The 23,483-nt window shown below is 43.4% G+C and carries 9 protein-coding genes; 5 read left to right on the top strand and 4 right to left on the bottom strand.

Going from position 1 to position 23,483, the window contains the following annotated elements; genetic code table 11:
- Positions 1-108: 108 nt before the first annotated feature.
- The 4 genes from ABLA85_RS06485 to ABLA85_RS06470 form a co-directional block, all read right to left on the bottom strand.
- Positions 109-1,080: a GlxA family transcriptional regulator gene (locus ABLA85_RS06485; RefSeq protein ID WP_367962402.1), complete on the bottom strand. Its 972-nt coding sequence runs from the start codon at positions 1,078-1,080 to the stop codon at positions 109-111.
- A 95-nt stretch (positions 1,081-1,175) separates the two neighbouring features.
- Positions 1,176-3,317 (bottom strand): type I secretion system permease/ATPase, encoded by a 2,142-nt coding sequence (locus tag ABLA85_RS06480; protein ID WP_367962399.1) that lies wholly within the window; start codon positions 3,315-3,317, stop codon positions 1,176-1,178.
- A gap of 1 nt (position 3,318) precedes the next feature.
- Complete coding sequence (locus ABLA85_RS06475; protein ID WP_367962396.1) at positions 3,319-4,674, bottom strand: HlyD family type I secretion periplasmic adaptor subunit; 1,356 nt, start codon at positions 4,672-4,674, stop codon at positions 3,319-3,321.
- Positions 4,667-6,787: a peptidase domain-containing ABC transporter gene (locus tag ABLA85_RS06470; RefSeq protein WP_367962393.1), complete on the bottom strand. Its 2,121-nt coding sequence runs from the start codon at positions 6,785-6,787 to the stop codon at positions 4,667-4,669. Before ABLA85_RS06470 ends, ABLA85_RS06475 begins: the two co-directional genes overlap by 8 nt.
- Positions 6,788-7,289: 502 nt before the next feature.
- On the opposite strand from ABLA85_RS06470, the gene ABLA85_RS06465 reads away from it, so the two are divergent.
- From ABLA85_RS06465 to ABLA85_RS06445, 5 genes are all read left to right on the top strand, one after another.
- Positions 7,290-7,634 (top strand): peptide chain release factor 1, encoded by a 345-nt coding sequence (locus ABLA85_RS06465; protein WP_367962391.1) that lies wholly within the window; start codon positions 7,290-7,292, stop codon positions 7,632-7,634.
- Between the two features lie 34 nt (positions 7,635-7,668).
- Positions 7,669-8,130 carry an RTX toxin-activating lysine-acyltransferase RtxC gene (rtxC, locus tag ABLA85_RS06460; RefSeq protein ID WP_047678766.1) on the top strand — a complete coding sequence of 154 codons (462 nt, stop codon included), beginning with the start codon at positions 7,669-7,671 and terminating at the stop codon, positions 8,128-8,130.
- Between the two features lie 28 nt (positions 8,131-8,158).
- Positions 8,159-21,016: an MARTX multifunctional-autoprocessing repeats-in-toxin holotoxin RtxA gene (gene rtxA / locus ABLA85_RS06455; RefSeq protein ID WP_367962389.1), complete on the top strand. Its 12,858-nt coding sequence runs from the start codon at positions 8,159-8,161 to the stop codon at positions 21,014-21,016.
- A gap of 157 nt (positions 21,017-21,173) precedes the next feature.
- Positions 21,174-21,326 carry a hypothetical protein gene (locus ABLA85_RS06450; RefSeq protein WP_367962387.1) on the top strand — a complete coding sequence of 51 codons (153 nt, stop codon included), beginning with the start codon at positions 21,174-21,176 and terminating at the stop codon, positions 21,324-21,326.
- 410 nt (positions 21,327-21,736) lie between these two features.
- On the top strand, positions 21,737-23,311 hold the full coding sequence (locus ABLA85_RS06445) for a hypothetical protein (protein ID WP_367962385.1): 1,575 nt from the start codon (positions 21,737-21,739) through the stop codon (positions 23,309-23,311).
- Positions 23,312-23,483: the final 172 nt, after the last annotated feature.

The following is a 23,483-nucleotide window of genomic DNA, read 5'->3' as shown; positions in this document are numbered from 1 at the left end:
TTTAGATAGATTAGTCTATCTAAATTTTGCGTGCAACATGTTTTCATCATGTTTTGTGTTAACTATATTTTATCCAGAATCCATTCCCAGATAATTTATAACAGGAAATCAGCCACTATGGTGATATTTTTGTCGATACTCTTTTGGTGTCAGACCATTACGGCGTTTAAATAACTCTCTGAAATAACGGGTATCTTCATAACCCACTTCATGACTGATTTCTTCAATGGTTTTTTGTGATTTTTCTAGCCAATGTTTGGCCTGTGACAGACGTATCTGTTGGATATACTGGATCGGTGTCTGTCCTGTGGCAACTTTGAATCTGCGTTTCATTTGCCGTTCACAAAGATGAATTTTATTTGCCAAATCAGCGACCGATAAAATTTCAGAGGGGGAAGAGTGCATCCAATCTTGCAGCTTGTGAATGAGCGGATCTGAATGTTGACGATAAGGGACAAAACTGACTGAATCCTGGTTCTCACTTTCTCCAAACAGGAAATGAGCACAACGTTCTCTGGCATATTGTCCATAAATCAGCTCCACAATATTCATCATGCAACGGGCATCTTCATAAGCACTGGAAATACAGAACCGATTATTGTCGCACGTGATTTTTTTGTTGGTATACAGAGGAATATGGGGAAATAGCGCTTTGAATTCAGCAGCGAAATGAGGATGAATAGTCGCACTTGTTTTCAGTAAGCCTGAGCTGGCCAACATGAAAGTGCCGGAACAGATGGAAACAACAGGAATGTGCTTTTCACCCATGGCTTTCAGCCAATCGATTATTTCCTGTGAGCAGTGATGGGGTTGCCATTCAGGAAAACCCAGTGAGCCGATCAGAATAAGGTCAGGTGGTGAACCGTGATAAAGGCTGCCCTGAAAAGTTGAGGCAGTTCCAATCAACAGATCACGGGGTTCATCCATTCCCTTTTGCGTAGGATAAACAATACGAACATTAGGAATAGGGCCGCCAATAGCATTAGCGGCAATAGTCAGTATTTCAATCGGCATAGCAACCGATGTGACTGAAGTATGTGAAAATATCAGCGCTGTGATAGAGAATTTTTTCATAGCCATATTCTCTTCCTTAAGAACATCTTACAATGTTGTGTTAATTTCGTTATTAAGATGAGATAAGCCTCCTGTCTTCAATGACTTTTTCAGAATGATAGTCAGCGAGTTTGCTGATTCCAAAGTTGTGCATAGAGCCCACTTTGTTGTAACAGATCATCATGTGAGCCTGATTCGATTATTTGCCCTTGATCTAAAACGAAAATTTTATCTGCGTGGCGAATAGTGTTCAGTCGGTGAGCAATACTAATAATTGTCCGATCCCGGCGGATCTCAGGCATATTGCTCATAATGGCAGCTTCGGATTCATAATCCAGTGCGGAAGTTGCTTCATCCAGGATTAGGATCTTGGGTTCATTCAATAATGCTCTTGCCAAAGCGATACGTTGCCGTTGGCCACCAGACAGATGACTGCCTTTTTCACCGACCGGATGGGCGAATTTATGGGGAAACTGATTGATAAAATTGAGAGCTCCAGCCAGAGTTGCTGCTTGATAGAGTTCTTCATCACTGGCATTGGGTTTACACAGACGGATATTGTCGGCAATGCTACCAGAAAACAGAATACTTTCTTGTAATACCACGCTCATATTACGTCGCAGCGATACCGGATCGGCAATGGCCAAATCCATGCCATCCACTAAGACTTGGCCATGTTGTGGTATATACAAACGTTGCAGCAATCGGGTCAGGGTGCTTTTGCCTGATCCGGATGGCCCTGTGATACCGATAAATTCTCCTGCCTTGATCGACAGTGACAGATTTACCAACACTTCCGGTGTATCTTCATGATAACGAAAACGGATATTTTTGAATTCAATCTGACCAGCCAGCTCAGGAGAAGACACTAATCCTTGTTTACTGTTCTCCATGGGTTCATCCAGAATATCACCGACACGTCTTAGAGCGATCAGAGTATGCTGGAAATCCTGCCATACTTGTGCCAATCGCAGGATCGGTTGTGTGACATGCCCTGCCAGCATATTGAAAGCAATCAGTTCTCCGGGTGATAGCTCTCCTGCAAGTACGCTTTTTACTCCCCACCATAGCAATAGTGCTGCGACAATTTTTTGGATCAAAGTGATCCCCTGTCCTGCGGCAAGCCCACTTTTCTGGGCTGCAAAACGCTGGATTAACTGCCGGCTCAACACTTTTTGCCATTGGTGCAGAAAACGTTTTTCCGTCGCTGTAGTTTTGATCGTTTCAATACCCGTCACGGCTTCCGTTAAGAAACTGGTAGCATTGGCATCAGCTTCGTATTCCGCTTCTACTTTATGCCGGATGATTGGCCCTACGGTGATCCAGAGCAGGAAATAGAGTATCAGCGAGCCGATCACTATCCATGACAGCAGGCTGGAGTAATGGAACATGACACCAAGGAAGAGGATGATAAAGATCAGATCGAGCAATAACATCAGGGTAGAACCCGTCAGAAACTGGCGAATTTGCGCCATTTCTCTGACACGGGCGATGATTTGCCCTGTTTGACGTTGTTTGAAATAGGGCAGGGGTAAACCCACCAGATGGCGGTAAAGTCTGCCGGAGAGTTCTGCGTTGATTTGGCTTGCCATATGCCCAAACACAGTGTTGCGTAAAAAACCATACAAAGGTTCTGCAATGGCGAGTGCCAGCATTGCCAAACCGAGAACATGCAAACTGGAAAGACTGCGTCCCACCAATACCTTGTCGATAATGTTTTCAAACAACAGCGGTGATGCCAATGCTAAAAGTTGCAGCACAATGGCCAGCAGGAAAATATCCCGTAACTGTTTTTTCTGTCTGAAAATGGAGGGATAAAACCAGCTTAAGCCAAATTTAACCTGCTTTTTAGTCAGATTTTTTTCAGCAACAAGCAAGATCTTATATTGGTCCTGCAAATCCTGAGTTTTTTGTTTTCCCGTAATAGGATTGAGAACGGTAAATTGACCCGCGTTGGCATCTAACAATACCCACCAGCACTGTTCCAGTTCAATCAGTGCTGGCAGAGGTAAAGTTGCCGCCGTCTCTGATGTCAGCAAATCAAATTTACTGTGTAGCCCGATAGCATCAGCAGCTTCCCGTAGTTGCCAGTCTGTCAGTTGCAGGGAATCTAACCCCAGTGCATGGTGCAATTGCCTGGCATCAGCAACTTTGTGGTATTGTTTTCCCAAATAAGCGACACATTCCAGTGCACGATTATTGGCATGATTTTCCGTATCGGTGCTATTGTCATTAGGACTTGTAAAGGAAAAAATCTCTGCCATATTATTTTTCCCTCAGCGCTTCAGACTGATATTCCCGAATCGGACTGAGCAGGTAATCAATCACTCGCCGTTGATCAGTCTTGATGTCTGCAACAATCGACATTCCTGCCGTAAGCTCGACGGGCTTGCTATCAACCATAATATTGTTTTGCTTAAGGCTGATTTGGGCCGGAAAAACCAATCCCAATCGTTCATCAATAGTGGAATCACGGGAAATACTCAGTAATTTTCCTTCAATAGTGCCATAGCGTGTATAAGGGAAAGCATCGACTTTCACTGTCACCGCCTGACCGGGACGGACAAAGCCGATATCTTTATTCAGGATCTGGATTTCGGCGAGTTGTACATGGTCATCTGGAACGATCACCATAAGATTTTGCGCGGGTTGCAGTACTGCTCCAAACGTATGAACACTTAATTGTTGAACAGTACCCGTAACAGGAGAACGTACAACAGAAAGTTCTTCCCGCTCCTTCATTTTTGATAGCTCTTGTTTCAGAACAGCCAGTTGTATTTCGGCCTGCTTTCTTTTTTCAAACCAGTCCCGTTCTTTTTGTGCTTTGAGACTTTTCAGGCGCTCTTCAAAGCTCTTGTATTGAGCCATCAGGACATTAAGTTCCGATCTTTGTTGAGTGAGCAACCGTTCTGTTTCCAGTAATTCCTTTTCCTGTTCCAGATATTCCATTCGGCTTATAACTTGCTGCTGACTCAGTGTCTTCCTTGCTTGTAAGCGCTGACTAATATTCTGGCGCAGATTAGTCAGCGCCTTCATATCACTCTCTTTGGCTTTTTGGGAAGAGAGATTGACATCCATTTCAGCATAGGTATTGGTAATAATAGTGTCGAATTCCTGCTTCTCATGAGAGTAATGTGCCAGGATTTTCTGCTGTACAGATATCGGCTGCTGCTGGAAAAGAGGCAAAGATTTAGGGTCATGCTTGTCCAGCAATGCCTGATAACGGATCTTCTCTTCAGTAAAATATTCGCGCTGCTCAAGCAGACGTGCAATATCCTGATTCACACCGAGAGTATTTAATGTCAGTAGCTCTGCTCCCTTTTCAACATGTTGCCCGTTGGTAACATGAATCGCGATCAGGCGGCTCTGTTCATAAGCCTGGATCATTTGCGAACGACCAGAAACAATCAGGCGCCCGGTTGCTGTTGCTTGTACATCTAATTTTCCCAGATATGCCCACAGGAGAGCTGCCAGTACACCAATACTGAGTATAATCGCCGTATAACGAGCAAACGGAGAAGGTGGACGTTGTGACAACGCCAAATGGGTTGGCAGAAAATCATAATGTATTGAAGGAGCACGCAGGTGTTTTAGCCCCTTACGCAAGATGGCCTTAAACATGAGAGGTTCCCTCCTGTTTCAGTTCCTGTTGTAGTTCTTGTTGTAGCTGCCAGAGTTTTCGATAGTGTTTGCCATGCTGCAAAAGTTGCTCATGACTTCCTTGTTCGGTGATCTGGCCTTGATGCAGCACGATTATCCGGCTGCACTGACGTACAGTGGACAATCGGTGTGCAATGGTGATGACGGTTCTACCTTGTGCAATATTTGCCATATTAGATTGAATGATGGCCTGTGACTCATCATCCAATGCGCTGGTAGCTTCATCGAGGATCAAAATTTTGGGATCAGAGAGCAGGGTTCTGGCAATCGCCAGACGTTGTCTCTGTCCGCCTGACAAAGATTGCCCCCCTTCTGCAATAACGGTGTCATACCCTAGGGGGAGTTTGAGAATAAAATCGTGAGCACCGGCCAGTTTTGCAGCTTCAATTACAGTGGACAATGAAGCATCCGGCCGTGATTGCGCAATATTTTCCTGTACGGTTTTATTGAACAGAAAGTTTTCTTGCAGCACGATACCTATTTGCTGCCTTAATGATGCAATATCAATCTGTTGCAGCGGGATACCATCTAAGGTGATTTTTCCATATTCCGGGGTATAGAGACGCAAGAGCAAGCGGGCAAGGGTACTTTTTCCTGAACCGGATGTACCAACAACGCCGAGCGTTTCTCCTGCCTTGATATTCAGCGTGAATTGGTTAATCGTAGGAGGAAGATCAGGTTGGTAACGGAAAACGACATCGGAGAATGAAATTGCGCCGGTTAATGTCACCTGCTCCTTACCTGATTGTTGTTCGGTCGGTAAATTCAGCATATCCCCTAATTTATCGATAGCAATGCGCGAGCGGATAAACTGTCCCCAGAGTTGCACCAGTTTGGTCAATGGTTGTTCGGTATGATTGACCATCATATTAAAAGCGATCAATTGACCGATAGTCATGTGCAGGGAAAGAACTTCTGATGCACCAAGCCAGATAATAATTGCGCTGGTTACTTTTTGTAGCAGCATCACCAGATGGCTGGAACGGTTGTCCCATTGCTGAACTTCATAACTGGTACTGACCATATTTTCGGTTTGGCTATCCCAGCGGTGTGTAAAACGTGGTTCAGCGGCAAGGCTTTTCAGCGTCTCGGCTCCTGCAACGGTTTCAGTCAGAAAAGAAGTATTGAGTGCAGCATGAGTGAATTGTTTCTCTACTGCCTTTTCGATTTTGGGCGTGATCCACCAGGCAAGTAAGGCATAGAACGGTATAGTGAGCAGAAAGATCAGGGTTAATGTCCCGGAAATCAGGCTCATAACGTAAATAAAAACGAACATGAACAGGACATCAATACATAATGTAAACATCGAACCTGTCAAAAATTCCCGGATAGTTTCCAATTCCCGTACTCGCGTGACAATTGCTCCCACCTGGCGGGTTTTGAAAAACAGTAAAGGCAGACCAAATAGATGCTTGACCAGTTTCAGCCCCAGTTTGATATCAATTCGATTAGCCGTGTGAGCATATTGGTATTCGCGTAACCCCCTCAGGACAACTTCAATCAGTCCGGCGACCACCAAACCAAATATCAAAACATCCAATGTAGAAAGTGCCTGATGTACTAATACCTTATCCATGACAACCTGAAGGAATAAAGGAGAAATCAGGGCTAAGATTTGCAAGACGAAAGAAAACAACAATATCTCAGACAGATTTTTCTTCTGTCTGACAAATTCTGGGATGAACCATTGAATATTAAATTGGCTACTGTTTTGTTTTATTTTTATCCAGCGGCCACTCCATGAATTGATAAGGTCTGCTTTATCTAATATTTCTGGTTTTTCTTGATGGGGTTTTTGAATTAACACACGATGTTCATCTGATTTTGCCAGAATAAAAGGGTTTCCATCATTATCGAATAGAATAGCGGGTAAAGATAATGTATTAATTTTCTTATTTATTGAACGCTTATTCTTAATAGATATATGGTGTTTTTTCTTTAATTTATTTAAAGAAATATGATAATTATCATTATTATTGCTTATATTTTTATCAGATATAATCGAGTGTTCGCCATTAGATATCATTATTATTAATTTAATTAATGATAATGTTGTTTTTTCTATTTCATTCATGCATGGAGATCTATTTGTAATGAAAGCCAAAACTCAAATTAAATAAGCAACAAGAGGGAGAATATGGTATCTCTCGATAAAAAAATCTTAATGAATTTAATAATGAATATTATCTGCTATTAATGGGGATATTAACGTAGGTAATTAGGACAAAATATGGTGGTTAAAAAGACATTTTAATATTTATATATTGATTTTAAAAAGTAAATAGATATATTTTCGATCAAAATCATCAATAGATTACTTAGTTTTCTTCTCGCTTGTTTCACTTGTCATTTTGCAATTTATGTTGAAGTGTATGTATGTTTTCAACCTTCAACACTCATTAATTAACTCATGTTGTAACGGTGTTTTTGGTGCTACTTAACCTATTAGGTGGCATGTAATAAAGGGATTTAATGATAAAATTATCCTAATCAAGATAAGGTTCATTTATCATTTATTCCCTTTTAATTTAATATGTTTTTAACATTGGATTAATATTTATTTAATGGATAATGATATGTCTGAAAAATTCGTTCAAACAATTTCAAGCGTTAATTACAATAAAGGTGTGTTTTCTCTTTATTTTGTTGGTCAAGATCCTCATCAAATGGCAAATGGAGTACTGGCGGAAAACGATAAAGAATTGGCGTTAAAACAAGTTATTCATATGCCGGTATCAGGTTTTATGTATATGGTTTCTATGGTGAAAAGTATGCTCGAAGATCCACGTATGGAAGCTGAAATCAATAAGCTGATTGCTGCTGGATTTTTGCCGATGCCAGAGATGAACGAAAATGCAGCACCTGTTGAAGCTGAACAATCTGTAAAACCGGCGGCACGTAACACGAAAAAATCAAAATAAAATCAGTAAAATCCTACCAGATAGTTGCTCGATTATGATGATCACACATCAACCAGCAACACTGAGTCAGACTGAAATACAAGCATTAATTGGTGGGGTGATGTTACTGTGTCAGCATTCTCCCCTGCATCGACGCTATTTAGTTGCAGAATGGCAACAACGTATTTTACCGTCATTTCAGCTCAATCAGTTTTGCTATTACGAAGATGAATACCAACGCCCAGTTGCTTTTTGTAATTGGGCTTTTTTGTCTGACAGCAGTCGGGATGCAATCCTTTCCGGTGAACGGGAAATCATGCATGAAGACTGGCGTTCTGGTCAGCATATCTTTTTTCCAGAAATGATAGCGCCTTTCGGACATGCGCGTGACATTGCCTGCGATCTGCGCCGCCGTGTTTTTGCAGCGTGGAAAGGGCAGAAAGCCTGTACTGTCCGGGGCATTCTGGATATTAAAAATGACCGCTGTATCCGTCGGGTGCAGTGGTTTACTGTTTAGTTTTTTTTGCCCAACACCAGGAATATTTATGGGGAAATCATCTAATCGAAGTACTGAATACTTCTTTACCGGTAAATACGAAGATGATAATGACGGCAACACAATACACGCCATCGGCGTTGGTGGCGTCATCAATGCGTACGGTGGTAATGATTACATTGTCGTCGGATCAATTGGAGCCACAGTCAATACTACATGGGGACATGATACTATTGTCGGCGGCGCGGGTTACCTGAATATCAATGACACAAGTGGCTCCCTGACCGTAAAAGGCGGTGCGGGATACGCTACTATTAATAAAACACATAACGGAACGGTGGAATTTGCCGGGGCTGCCGGTGGATTGCAAATTAATCACACAGGCGACAAAGGTGCTATCAATTACTCTGGTATATCTGGATACAATGGCATCACCCGTAAAGGTGTACAGGGAGATATCCAGTTTAAGGGTGCTGGTGGTTATAACAACCTGTACTCCGATGTTGAACAGGGGAATATCCATTTCACTGGGGCAGGCGGTTATAACAAGATTGTTCGTAAAGGCGCTGACAATGATTTCAGCGGTGAAGGGATAGAATACGCTGATGCCGGAGAGATCGTCCTGAAAAATGCCACCATGAATGGTTCATGGATTGGCAGCGATCATCAGGTATCAGGCCTGAAATCAACACGAGAGCCGAATACGTATCTGTTTGCTTTTGCAGATGGTACTTATACTAAAATCAATAAAGTTCAGCTTCGTAATGATCCGGCAACGGGAAAACTGATATATCACTCAACCTCTTGGTATAAAGAAGGAAATCACCTTAAAGGGCTTGAGAAGCAAGATATTTCTGCTCAAGGTGGATTTGTGGATGTCAATCTTGACGGCGCATATACCTTGTCAAATCTGGTTGTTGAACGTCAGCAACTTATCACAATTCAGGCAGTACAGCAGAATCTGACTGAAAACGCATGGGTGACTTACGGTAATGGTATCCAGGTTAATGCGGCTGATATTGTTTTGTCAGATGCCAGAATGGGTGGGTATGCAATTTATCAGGATGGCACAACTGTCGATGTAAACGCGGTTAAATCTAACCGGATGCCAAACACCTATGTGTATGCCAAAAAACTGGGCATATACACCAAAATTGTGGTAGTTGAGTTAAGGAATAATCCCGAAACCGGAATACTGCAATATATCGCTCGCCCTTGGTATAAGGAAGGTGATCACACTGCCAATTTGGCAAACAAAATCATTTCTGCGGATAATGGTTATCACAGTATGGGCACCGGAGGTTATTCACTGAGTGATCTCCATTATAGCGCCAGAGTGGTACACACAGTGAGTGATCGTGTTGCCAGGACACACGAATATAGCGAGCAGTCGTTATTTCCGGCCACCGAACGACGTGAAAGTTCGGGAGATGTTCGTTATGAAGGTGCTGGTGGCGGCAACGTTATCAAATCTAACGTGACAAGAGGTAATGTCTACTTTGATGGTGCCGGTATTGCCAATTTTATTGAACATACTTCCGAATTCGGTAATACAGAATTTAAGGGTGCCGGTGGTGCCAACGTCATCATCAAAAAAGGCCAGGAAGGAAATTTGAGCTTTAATGGTGCCGGTATTGCCAACGTACTTCTTCATCAGGGGAAGCGTGGGGATATGGAAGTCAATGCTGGCGGAGCGGCAAACGTACTGGTTCGCGTTGGTGATGGCCGCTATCTTGCTCATCTTTTGGCGGTTGGCAATATTTCTATCCACAAAGGTAATGGCAATAGCCGCGTTTCAATGGGAGGGGGTTTTAATACTCATACTCAAATTGGTCATGGGGATGCGGTCTGGTCTGGTGTGGGTGGTGCCAATGTCCTGACTAAAATGGGGCAGGGCCATGTTTCTTCTGTTCTGGCCGGGGGAGCTAATATCCTGACCAAGATAGGGGAAGGTGATCTTGAATCTGGCTCGTTCGGCGGTGCCAACATTATTACCCATATCAGCAGTGATAGTGATACTTCTAATCTACTTTCTTCTGATACAAAAGCAGTCGCACTGGGCGGTGCCAATATTCTGACCAAAAAGGGCAAGGGCAACCTCTTGGCTGTTATGGGAGGTGGTACTAACGTCCTGACTCATGTTGGTGATGGAACAACTTCCGGCATCATGTTAGGTGGTGCCAATATTCTGACCAAAGTTGGCAATGGCGATACTACCGGCATCATGTTGGGGTTGGGTAACGTCTTGACCCATGTTGGCGATGGACAAACATTGGGTGTGATGGCGGCGGCGGGTAACATCTTCACTAAAGTGGGAGAGGGTGAAACCATTGCCTCCATGCTGGCAGTCGGCAATATCTTTACCCATGTCGGAGAAGGGAATGCGTTCGCAATGATGGCGGGCGGAGGCAATATCTTTACCAAAGTGGGTAATGGTAATGCGCTGGCGTTAATGTTGGCATTTGGCAACGTATTTACTCACATTGGGGATGGCACCAGCGTTGCTTTGATGATCGCCAAGGGCAACATTGCGACGAAAGCCGGTAATGGTGACGCACTGGCTGCGATGATCGGCAAAGCCAATATCTTTACTCAGATTGGTCACGGCTCCACTTTTGCCGCTATGATTGGCGGTGCAAACTTTCTGACCAAAGTCGGCAATGGCCTGACGGCGGCATTAATGATAGGCAAGGCCAACATTTATACACATGTGGGTGAAGGAACCAGCATCGGTTTGTTTGCCGGTACGGCTAACATCATGACGAAAGCCGGTGATGGCACAACATTAGCTGCTATGTTCGGCAAGGCCAATGTTATGACTCACGTCGGTAATGGCCTGACAGGTGTACTTGCATTGGGCAAAGCCAATATCGTGACAAAAATCGGTGACGATTTTATGGGCGTCGTTGCTGCTTCAGAGGTCAACGTAGTGACGCATGTTGGTGAAGGAACAACGGCCGCTTTGTTGAACGGTAAAGGAAACATTCTGACTAAAGTGGGTGATGGCACCGCTGTTGGTCTGTTGGTTTCTAAAATCGGCAATATTATGACTCACATTGGTGACGGAACCACAGTCGGATTTGCCAAAGGTGAAGCCAACGTCATTACCAAAGTGGGTAATGGTTCGGGCGTCAATGCAGTTTGGGGCAAAGCCAACATCCTGACCCATTATGGTGATGGAGATCGCTATAACTTTGCCAAAGGTGAAGCAAATATCATCACGAAAGTGGGAGAAGGTCAGGAAGTCACTGTTGTTCAAGGACAAGCCAATATCGTTACTCATGTAGGTAATGGGGATGATTACACCGGTGTCTGGGGCAAAGCGAATGCGATCACGAAAGTGGGTGATGGGCGTAATGTCGTACTTGCTAAAGGTGATGCCAATATTGTCACTCAGATCGGCGAGGGAGATAGCTTCAACGCGTTATGGAGTCAGGGCAATTTAGTCACCAAAGTGGGTGATGGCACTCAAGTAACTGCGGCTAAGGGCAAAGGCAATATCATCACGACAATCGGTAACGGTTTGAGTGTAACGGCGACGCATGGCGACCTGAATGTGAACACCAAAGTCGGTGATGGCGTCTCTGTCAACGTGGCTTGGGGGAAATTCAACGTCAATACCCGTGTAGGGGATGGCCTGAATATCTCCGTCATGAAAGGGACAGGCAATGCTAATATCCGTGTCGGTGATGGTCTGAACGTTAATGCCTCTTATGCGCGAAACAATGTGGCAATTCAGGTAGGTAACGGTGATTTCTACAGCCTTGCCGTAGCTGAAAGTAATACCCAGAGCAATAAATTGGGGGCACTGTTTGATAACATTAAGCAGACATTACTCGGCACTGCTGGTAGCCAGGGCATCAATTATCTGGTTAATGGTGATGAAGCCACCACATCGGGAACCCATAAAGGGCGTGGTGCCATTGAGCTGCCAGAAGTTTCCTCACTGAATGGTTTCAGACTGACAGAGATTGATGAAGTGACTTCTGAATTGGGCGACAGCCTGAAAGGAACAGTATCAGAAGTGAATACGCCAGACACTGATGCAATCCAGAATGCTCTGAGCGATGAAACGCAGGGACATAACTTAATTACCAATGGTGATTTTGAGCAGGGTTCTGTGGGATGGCAGTCCACGAGTGGGGTTGAAGCTAATTTTTCTGCTGAGTCTTATGGGCTAAATAAGAAGGAGCACGGTGAGCGTGTCAGTGAACTTGATACCAATACCAATACCCGTATTTACCAGGATATTGACAACCTTACCGAAGGAGAGTCCGTCACAGTTAGCTTTGACTTCGCAAGGCGTGCCAATATTTCTGCTGATAATGGGATGTGTGTATTCTGGAATGGCGAAATTGTTTTTTCAGTTTCCGCAGGTGAGGCAGCATGGAGTAATAAAACTTTAACTCTGAAAGCACAAGAGGGAAGTAACCGACTCGAATTTGCAGGTACTGGCAGAAGTGATGGTTTGGGTTACGTTTTGGATAACGTTGTTGCTCAATCTGAACTGTCAGGCAGTAGCGTTGCTAAGCATGTGAAACAGGATAAGGCAGCCCAGAACGCCTTACAGGATAAGGAAAAAGCAGAAGCCGATCGTCAACGTCTGGAGCAGGAAAGAGATAAACAACTGACAGCGGTTTCTGGTACTCAAGCACAACTGGAAAATACCGATCTGGATGCATTGGAAGCTAATGGTCAATCGCAGCGTGATTCTATCAATGATGAAGCACAGGCAGTGACCAAGACGTTGATGGCAAAAACGAAAGGATTAGAAGCGTTGAATGATCATGCAACGCATCATGGACAATCCGGCAGTCAGTGGCGTGATCAGTTTGCTGATGGTTTGTTGGGAAATCTGCAATCCCAACTGGATATTGCAAAAGAGATTGCACAGCAGAAACTAGAGTACTCCCAACAAGCCTCTTCAGAACGACTGGGTGATATTAAAGACGCAGTCACTAAATCTGAGTCAGGTATCCTCAAAGGGGAACAAAACCATCAGCAGTCTTTACAGGACATCAAGAAGACCCGTGCCGACATAGAATCGCGAGAACAAGAAGCCATATCTCGCATACATCAGGCTGAACAGTCTGCCCGTGATGGAAAATCCGCAGTACAAAAAGCAGAACAGCGTGGTCAACATGCAGTGTCTGCGGCGGAGATAAAAACAGCACAAGTACAATCTGATGCTAAAGGCGCGAAACTTGATGGCAATAGCCTGCCGAACCGTGCGCAAGCAACGGGAAGCGGATTGTCAGTTAAAGGGCAATCCGCGGCTTATACTGGAAACGCGTTTGAAACAACGGTCGAAAATCACGCCGAAAAAACCAATAGCTATATTGATTCCGACTCTTCTGTTGAAACAGAGGAGGGACTCAGTATGGAGTTGCAATATCTGGAAGAAGATCTGAACGAACTTGACGATGCAAAAGAAGCGTTGGATCGTTTACAGATTAATGCCGGAGTGCGTATCAGAAAGCGGCAGACTAATCTTAATGCTCAAAGTGATGAAACCGCGCCGTCATCGGCTGATAATCATGTTTCCGTCAATATTCCTGAGACATCTACTGATACATCTGCGTCTGCCAGCAGTATGGCGGATAGGCCTGTTAATTCTGTCAGAAAGGAACAGCAAATTTCTGGTTTGGATCTCAGCGGGCTAAAAGCACTGGGGGAAACTCAGGCACAGCCGGAAGCGGCAGAGACATCAACAGACTTTGGGGCAGCGATCAGAGCACAGAAAGTGGCTGACGTTTACCGCTGGCTGGACAGTGATAACGATGTGGCGACCGAAAACTACATTCCAGTACCGGGCTTTGAACGTGTGGATGCAGATATCCCTGATGATCTCAGACAAAAAATGGTGAATTTTGTTGAAGGTTACCTGAACGGAACTGAAAACAGTGTACCGGAAGAACAGCGATCTTCACTGGCGAAACTGTTCGTTGATGCCACAATCGACTATGACTGGGATAAGCGGGTCGAGTTTATTTCAAGACTTGAGCACTATGGCTATAGTTTTGAGCCTGCACATGGTGATAAAAGCATCGTGTCATTCTGGTCTGGCAAGAATTTTAAACAATACCGCGACATTCTTGACGCCGCCCAAACCGACGGTAAAAAGGTCGTTTACGATATTGATGTAGAAGGTAACTCTTTTGCTATTCAACTCAACAAGATGTTGATGCGCTGGGGCGGCATTTTCCTTGATTCAGATAATGCACAGCAGAATGCATTACAATCAGTCATTAACGCATCTGCACTGAGTAATACGGGTTTCTGGAGTTCCCTGTATGCAACCGGATCACGTGATGATGTCTATGTTATTGCAGAGGGTGGCCTGCGTTTGGGCAACTATTTCTGGAATGTTGAATTGCCAGTGTTGCGTCAATTGCAGCGTGAAGGATTAGTGGGAGAAATCCGTCTGCTGGATAAAGCAGCCAAAGAGTATCAGGGCGTACCGCCTGAAGAGATTGGCCGCAGGCTGACAGAAGCGGGCGTTTCTGTAAAAGCACGTTTTGACTTACTTAGCCTTAAAGAACAGGAAAAACTCCTTGCGTTGAACCCTGACAGATATCAGCCGGATACACTGATTGACCTGAATATCAAAACCAGCGCTATCGACAATCTGCTGAATCAGGCATTGCCATTCTATGGATTACGTACAGAGCGTAATTTGCTGGTACGTGAATCTGATGATGGGGACGGTTTTGAAGTCCGCCCTTGGCCGGGCAATCGTGATAATGGTTCTGAGAACGCGAGCTTCAAGACCATTATTGTAGAAGATCAGGATGATACAGCTCAGATTAAAGCTATTGAACGCTTTATCCTCGCCAACTATGACGATTACGCTCAACTGCCTGATCAGTTATATCTGGTGGATGATCGCATTGTTTCCCATGATAACGGACGTACCCGTATTCTGGCTGAAAAAGTGGAAGGTAGCTGGCGTTACCAACCGAAAACAGATTTGATGTCTGTCAGTGAATTGCAGGAAGCGGCTTACGTTAAAGGCAAAATTCGGGGCGACAGTTATCAGAATGTACTGGATGCGCTCAGAAGCTATGAAACTGTGTTGCAAGAAAGTAAAGATTATGACCTGCATGCCATTGAAAAACTTGCTACTTTTCGTCATCAGGTGGAAGGCTATCTGCTGGGACATCCGGATTCAGAACGTGCGCCAGCACTGAAAAACCTGTTGTCACAAATTAATGTGCGGATTGACGAATCAACGACGCTTGCAGAATCTACCGTGGAAAGCTCTGGGAAAGGCAGTTTCAGTGAACTGTACAACAAACTGGGCAATGCCAACCTGAAAGATTCGAAACATCTTTATATTGATGAGCAGGGAGATTTTGTTACCCGTGGTAAATCCAACATTCAGATTGCCACGAAAACAGAAAGTGCAGAAAAAGCGATTGAGCAAGTCAAGACATCCATCACCAGAGAATATGGTCAGTCAGTGACAGAAATCGTTTTCTCAAATCTGAATGCCCGTGACCTGGCGAAAGATGGCAAGGGAATTGATATCTCTGGTTTGAAAAAGATACATCAGGCCATTGAACAGCAATTATCTCCGATTAGCGCCACTTTGTTTATCTGGAAGCCAAGCGATCACAGTCGGTTAGGGCATGCAGCCCTGCAAATCGGACATGGACGTATTGAAGTCAGTGCAGAAAATGCTGAGGAATTTAATGAGAAAAACTATGTCAGTTGGTGGCCGAAAGGTGGCAAGTCAACCAACATTGGCCGCATTTTTGATGTTTCCACGGCGGAGCATCCGGACATAAAACTCCGTTGGCGTGACCTCAGCCAACCGGCAGGACAAAGTGGAGCACTGGCGCAGGATATCGCTTCCGAAGAAAATGATAACTTTGGCTTGCAGGATGGTGCACGTAAGCTGGAAAGATTTATTGAAAAATTACAGGTAGCAAAAGGCATTGATGCAAGATTTGAAGACATCAGTGAAGGTTTTGCTATGGCTGCTTTGGCGAATCCTGATCTGTTGAAATCTGCTGGCATACCGGAGCATATTGCGCGCCCGTATATGCAACAGTGGGAAGATGGCAGCATAGATATGTTTGAAGTGGGTAAGGGATTTGCCGAAGCACTGCGGACAGCAGCAAAACAACATTCACCTGAACTGACAGAGAAACGCATTGCCAATGTGATTCGTCAATTTGCAGAGTATGAACTGAGTAATATTCAGGACTTTAAGGCTAGTGAATCCGATCAGGGACGTGTCTTCCGTATTAATCTGGCAGGCTTGGATGTGGCAGCGATGCAGGCGGAATGGCATAAAATCAGCCAGAATCCTGACGCCCGTTACCAGTTACTGACAGATAACTGTTCAAGTATTGTTGCCAGAGTTCTCAAAGCGGGAGGAGCGGATCAGGTCATCGGACATAAATGGCGGCCACATTTTGGTATTTGGACACCAACTGAGTTGTTCAATTATGCGCAGGCATTGCAGGAAGCTCAGGCTGAGCACATAGTCAGAAAGCCAAACCGTCTGAACGGTGAAGATTTGACAGTGCAGGGTAGCAGCGAAAGCAAAGATAAAAATAAGGTACTGGAAAATGTCGCCATCGATAACGATGGTACGCCACCACGTGAGCGGGAACCATTCAACCCGATAGCACGCTTCCTGAATAATGAACTTTATGGTGCCAAGGATGCCCGCCGCAATGTCAATGAAGATACCCAGATATTGCTGGATCACGCGGTTAATAACGGTACAGCAGATAAAGTGACATTACGAGGCAGCGCCGGACGCCTGACAGGTTATTACCATCTCTCTGCTCAGGGAACAGAAGCATCTACAGAACAGGGTATAACGAAAAAAGTTGTACTTTTCATTCATGGTTCCGGTTCTTCCGCGGAAGAACAAGCCGATGCTATCCAGCTTCACTACCAAAAACAGGGTATTGATTTGCTGGCGGTCAATATGCGGGGTTATGGTTCCAGTGACGGACATCCGAATGAAAAAGGGTTATATCAGGATGCCCGCACAATGTTCCACTATCTGGTGAATGATCGTGGCATTAAACCGGAAAATATCATCATTCATGGCTACTCAATGGGAGGCCCGATTGCGGCAGATCTGGCCCGTTATGCAGAACACAGTGGACAGCCAGTATCCGGCCTGTTGCTTGATCGCCCAATGCCGAGTATGACCAAAGCCATTACAGCTCATGAAGTACCAAACCCTGCCGGGATCACAGGGGTGCTGGCAAAAGCGGTGAATGGTCGTTTTTCGGTTGAAAAAAATCTGCAAGGTATCTCGAAACAAACACCAATCATGTTGTTGACCGATAGCGAAGGGTTGGGGTCTGAAGGTGAAAATCTGCGTTCCAGACTCGTCGCAGAAGGTTATCAGGTGTCGGGTGAACAGACTCCTTATGACCATATCGCCAGTAACCGGTTAATGAACAAATATGCTGAGCAGATTGTGTCTGGTCTGTTCTCTGTAAAAGAGCAACCTGATGATTCAGTGGAATTAAGAGGCGCCAATGACAAGCTGAAACATGATGTTGAGGCTATTGATGGGGCGAAAGTTCCTCTTAACGATAACGCCTCAGAAGGTAGTGATCGGATAGTTAACAACCAACAGGTTGGCTCCTGGGAGCAGGTGGTTGTTAAGCCACAGGCGGAAGGTGGTGAAAGCCGCTTTAATGGTCAGATTATCATCCAGACAGAAAATGATCCGACGGTCGCTAAAGCGGCGGCAAGTTTGGCAGGTAAACACCCTGATACCAGTGTTGTTGTCCAGCTTGATGCAAATGGTGAGTATCGTGTGGTTTACGGTGATCCTGCTAAATTGTCTGGCAAATTACGCTGGCAGATTGTCGGACACGGGCGTGATGAATCAACTCAGCATCTGACTCGCATGGCGGGATACAGCGCTGATGAATTAGCACTGAAACTGAAACAATTCAGTACAAACTTCAAACAGGCGGGTATACCGGAACATATCAGCCTTGTGGGCTGTTCATTGATCCGTGATGATAAACGTGACGGTTTCGCCCGACGCTTTATTTCAGCACTTGATGAGCAAGGACTCCGCACTACAGTATCAGCACGCAGCAGTGAAGTTGCGGTAGACAGCATTGGCCGTAAACATACCCGTGATGTTCAGGATCAATGGGTTCATAAGCTAGTAGACAACAAAATTGTGTTGGGCTGGAATGAGAAAGGGGAGGTGGAAACTCATTCTGAACGTATCCGCCGCGGCATCTCTGAAAATGACATTATTCTGTCCCGTGTGGGGCACAGCAATGCAGAGGCCAAACCGCAAGGGGCGATTGCAGAAAACAGCGAAACATTCCATGCGCCGAAGCAGAATGACAAGGCACTGCAAAATAATAATGCACCGAATGCAGCATCTTCTGACCAGCATCTGAGCTACTCCGGCAATATTCAGGTACAAGTAGGGGATGGAGAATTTACTGCTATCAATTGGGGAACCACGAACGTCGGGATCAAAGTAGGAACAGGCGGCTTTAAATCTCTGGCTTTCGGTGATAACAATGTGATGGTTCATATTGGTCATGGTGACAGCAAGCACAGTATAGATATTGCTGGTTATCAGGCATTTGAAGGTGCACAACTGTTTGTGGGTAACCGTAATGTCAGTTTTAACCTGGGACGTAGCAATGATTTGATTGTGATGTTGGAAAAATCCATTCCGACACCGCCATTGGTCAACCCATTTGATGGTGCGGCACGTATTTCCGGCGTATTGCAAGATATTGCCAGCTCACAAGGTTCATCGGATTGGCTGGCAAAGCAGGATCAACAATGGAGTCTGGAAGGCGCGAAGAAATATGTCAGCGATCTGTCTGGCCTCGACCTGACCAGCAGTGTCAAATATGAAACCCTGACTGAACTCAACACAGAGAATGAGCGTAGTAGTCGTGGCCTGAAAAGCGATCTCGAAAGTACCCTGAACAAAAAATACAACCAATGGTTGGGAAGAGCGGGTAATAAACCTGAACCGGGAAGCCTCAGTCGGGCAGATAAGTTCCGGCAGGCAAATGAGAAACTGGCTTTCAACTTTGCCGTTGGTGGGCAAGGCGCTGATATTCAGGTGACAACCGGCAACTGGAACTTCATGTTTGGTGACAATATTCAATCGATACTGGATACCAATCTGGGTTCACTGTTTGGTTTGATGACTCAGCAATACACCTCAACAGGTATGGCAAAAACCACCTTTACATTCAGTCCGACGGATCTGCCACGTCAGATCAAGAACAAGCTACTGGGAAATCTTGCTGGTGTCCAAGCGGATACTACATTGGCAGATATTTTTGGTGTCGATTACACACCAGATGGACGCATTGTTTCCCGTTCCGGTCAACCTGTGGATGGCGTTGCTATTCTGCGGGAAATGCTGGAGATCATCGGGGAATTCAGTGGTGATCAACTGAAAGCATTCACTGATCCGGACAAATTACTCGATGGCTTAAAAGCGGGGTTAAATACTGGTACTGATGGTATTAAATCCTTCGCAGAAAGCCACGGATTGAAAGCGAAAGCTCCTGTTGACGCAGAGGAAGGCAAAATATCCCTGAGTGGAGGTAATAAGCCGGCTGAGCAAACCGAAGCTGAACGACCAGAACGTGCATTTGGGTTTAATGCTCTGAACCTGCCAAATCTGTTTGCGACTTTGTTCAATCAGGATAAACAAGCTGAGATGAAATCTCTGGTCACTAACCTGAAAGAGAACCTGACAGCCGATTTGTTGAACATGAAGGACAAAATGTTTGACTTCCTGCGCAACAGCGGTCACCTGCAAGGTGACGGTGATATTCACATCTCCCTCGGTAACTACAACTTTAACTGGAGTGGCGATGGTAAAGATCTTGGTGCGTATCTGGGAGATAACAACAACGTCTGGGGCGGCCGTGGCGATGATGTCTTCTACTCTGTAGGAACTTCCAATATTTTCACCGGTGGTGAAGGTAACGATGTGGGCGTTCTGATGGGGCGCGAAAATATGATGTTTGGTGGTGCAGGCAATGACATTGCTGTGCTGGCCGGACGCATTAACTACGCCTACATGGGAGATGGTAATGATCAGATCTTTGCTTTCGGTGAAGGCGGTGTGATTCAAGGAGACAAAGGACGCGATTATATCGTGGCGTCAGGTAACTTCAACCGTATTGATGCCGGTCAAGATCAGGATTATGTCGTCACTATTGGTAATAACAATCAGGTGGATTTGGGAGAGGGTGACGACTTTGCGACCGTATTTGGTAACTATAACCAAATTGATGGCAACAGCGGCAGTAACTCTATCAAACTGATGGGATATCATGCGGTAATCAATGGTGGTACGGATAATGATCATCTGATCGCCGATGTGGTTTCCAAGTTCAGCCAATTTAATGGTGGTGACGGCGATGATCTGCTGGTATTGGGTGGATATCAGAACCGCTTTAAGGGAGGAACAGGTGTCAATAGTTTTGTGGTCAGCGGGAATGTCATTGATAATGTGGTTGAAGATATCAAACAAAGTGACAAGATCGTTTTCAACGATATCAACTGGCAAAACGTGTGGTTCCAACGTAGTGGCTACGATTTGGTTCTGTTGACCAACCGCAATGTCCGGGATAGTTCGGTACAGGGGCAGTTTGAAACGGTAGGCTCTGTGACCTTCAATAATTACTTTAATGGTAATCGTGCGAATATCGTTACCCTGATGAGCGATAAAGATGCACAAGGTGAACGCGAATATAAAGCCCTGTCTGACAATGCTGTAGATACGTTGGTGCAGGCGATGAGCGGATTCTCCCCGAATATCGGTGCCAGTGGTTTTATTGACTCGTTTGATAATCAGACGAAGTCAACCATCATCACTGCCTGGACTGATACGACAAACGGGAAGTCTAAACTGGCCTGATGGCGGAAAGCATTCTGACGTTTAAAATTCCTAATAACTATTTTAATTAATACAGCGGCCCACAATAGAGTGGGCCGCTGCGCAAAGACCATGTTCATTTTTAGTTTTACAGATTCACCACGTCAGGTGAAAAATAATCTCTTGAGAAATCTGGCCAGTGTCAATAGCAGATACGACATTAGGAGATATCTTTAATATGGATTATACACCGGAAGATGGCATTGTACCCGTACTAATCAACCAGTGGATGGTATTGCCATTATGGATGAAATGCTGGAAATTATCAGTGAATTCAGCCGCAGCCAATTGAAGGCATTTATCGATCCACAAACTTTTTCGGTAAAAAATAATACAAAAAACAAAATTAATAATAAATAACCAATAAAAAAGCGAGTGCGTATACGATAAGATAGTTATTCTAATATTTAATTACATTTTTAATGTATGTGTTGAATTTATGATTTGAATATAAGACACTGTCAAAAAACAAACAGACAGAATTTTAAATTTAAAGAAATTAGGAGGTAAAGTAATTACTGATTAAAATTGTAACATGAAATAAAAATCAATCAATATGATTGGTAAAAAAATAAAACTGATTGTGGAAATTAAAGTTCCGCTAAAGTAAATACCTATTCTATTATTATGAAATTCGTTGTTGATAGTTGCATTTCAAAAAATGAAAATCTAAACCAGGTTAATAGAAAGGAAAATTAAAAAATGGCATCTAATAATCAAAAAATAACAGTAAAAACAGAGAAGGGAACAGACTTATCTAATAATCCAACATTAATTGCTGGTCAACATTTGAAATTATTAATTAATTTATCAGGAGGAACACAAGACTTTGTAAGTGCAGATACTGTAACGATTAATCCAATCGGTAATTGGATGACAGTTATTGACAAAAGTACAGTTGAAGTTCAAATTGAGCATAAATCTGCTACTGCTGAGTTTCTTATTCAAGTTAGTAAAGATACACAATTTTTCAAGGCTCCACAATCTTTTACTGTAAAAACATCAAATAAAAGTTATAACTCTCAGCGTTTCAGTTGGAAAGTCTCAGATATAAGTCCGGATACTTTATCACTAACAGCAGATAAATTTTCTATCAAAACACCTTCTGGTGAAAACAAGCCAGATCTAACAAATCCTAATAAAGTAAAAATAACAACGACTGTGACAGACAGTTCAGGAGCAGTAATTCCAAATTTAAGTGTTAATATATCAGCAAATAGTCTAGATAGTTTATCAAAAGTTGCTTTAATGGATGTTAAAGGTAAACCATTACAGACTAATACTAATAATTATGCAAAATATCAACAGTTTACCTTAACCACAGATTCTCAGGGTAATTTGCAATTTTATGCATTTCCTCAAGAAAGTCAGTCAGTTACATTAGCTTTCTATAGTTCAATAGAAGGTTTATCTATTGAACAAAAATCTAAAAATCTTTTATTTATTTTAGACTTAGTAGGTGCTGAGTTTGAAGAACATCTAATAGCTCCCGATATAGCAGAATTATTAAATGATGCCTTAAAACCATTAAATAATGAAGAAGATTTTAATATAAAAATCCCTCCTTATGATGGAGCAAAAGAAACAGATTTTATCTTATATCTTGTTAATGGTAACATAGTAGGAGACTATGTTGAAGTTTCGGATTTATCAAAATTAGATAATTATTCTTATCAGTTGCCATACTCAATATTCCCTATATCAAATGAAAATGAATTTAGCTATATTATTGCAAGAGAAAACTCAAAGATTAGATATTCAGATAGTATTATTGTTAATTATGTTGGTTATCAGTATGGTCCGCCAGACTCTGATAAAAATAGAGTTTTTGATCTTCCTAAAATATATTCAAGCTATGGAATTAATCCAGATTTTATTTTAAATCCAGGAGATATGATTAATTTTACTACAATTAATAAATATAGATTTAATGGGGGGGATACCCTTTATGTGGAAGTTGAAGCTGACTCAGCAGATAGCCAGAAAGTAAATCCTGGAGATACTGTTGAGATTAAGGTATTTATTAAGTCCTCAAATAGAGGTGATATACCCTATAATGTTACAATTCAATTACCTGATGCAACTTCTCCTGCTACAACATCGAAAGGACATATATCTATCCCTATTTCTGTAACAGGAAATGTTGATTCAAAGATATCCGGCGGGGCCGCTGTTATTTATATTTTATATTGTAAAGTGGATGGAGATAATATTAAATACAGTTATAATTGGCATGGATATATAGACACTACTTTGCCTGGGGGAGGAATTAATTAATATTTAAATATAAAATATTATTCTTTTTAATTATAAACCAAGACGTCACTTATTTTTAATGAGTATAGATGGCTAATAAATACTTTCAATAATTTTAAAAGGGTAAATGCTGAAAATTATAAAAAAATTCATATAAATGGGATGCATTTACATAATAAATATGACATATGAA

The organism is Xenorhabdus sp. SGI246, from assembly GCF_040838225.1.
Classification (GTDB): domain Bacteria; phylum Pseudomonadota; class Gammaproteobacteria; order Enterobacterales; family Enterobacteriaceae; genus Xenorhabdus; species Xenorhabdus indica.
The sequence above is the reverse complement of the archived record's forward strand: the minus strand, read 5'-3'. Positions and strand labels throughout refer to the sequence as shown.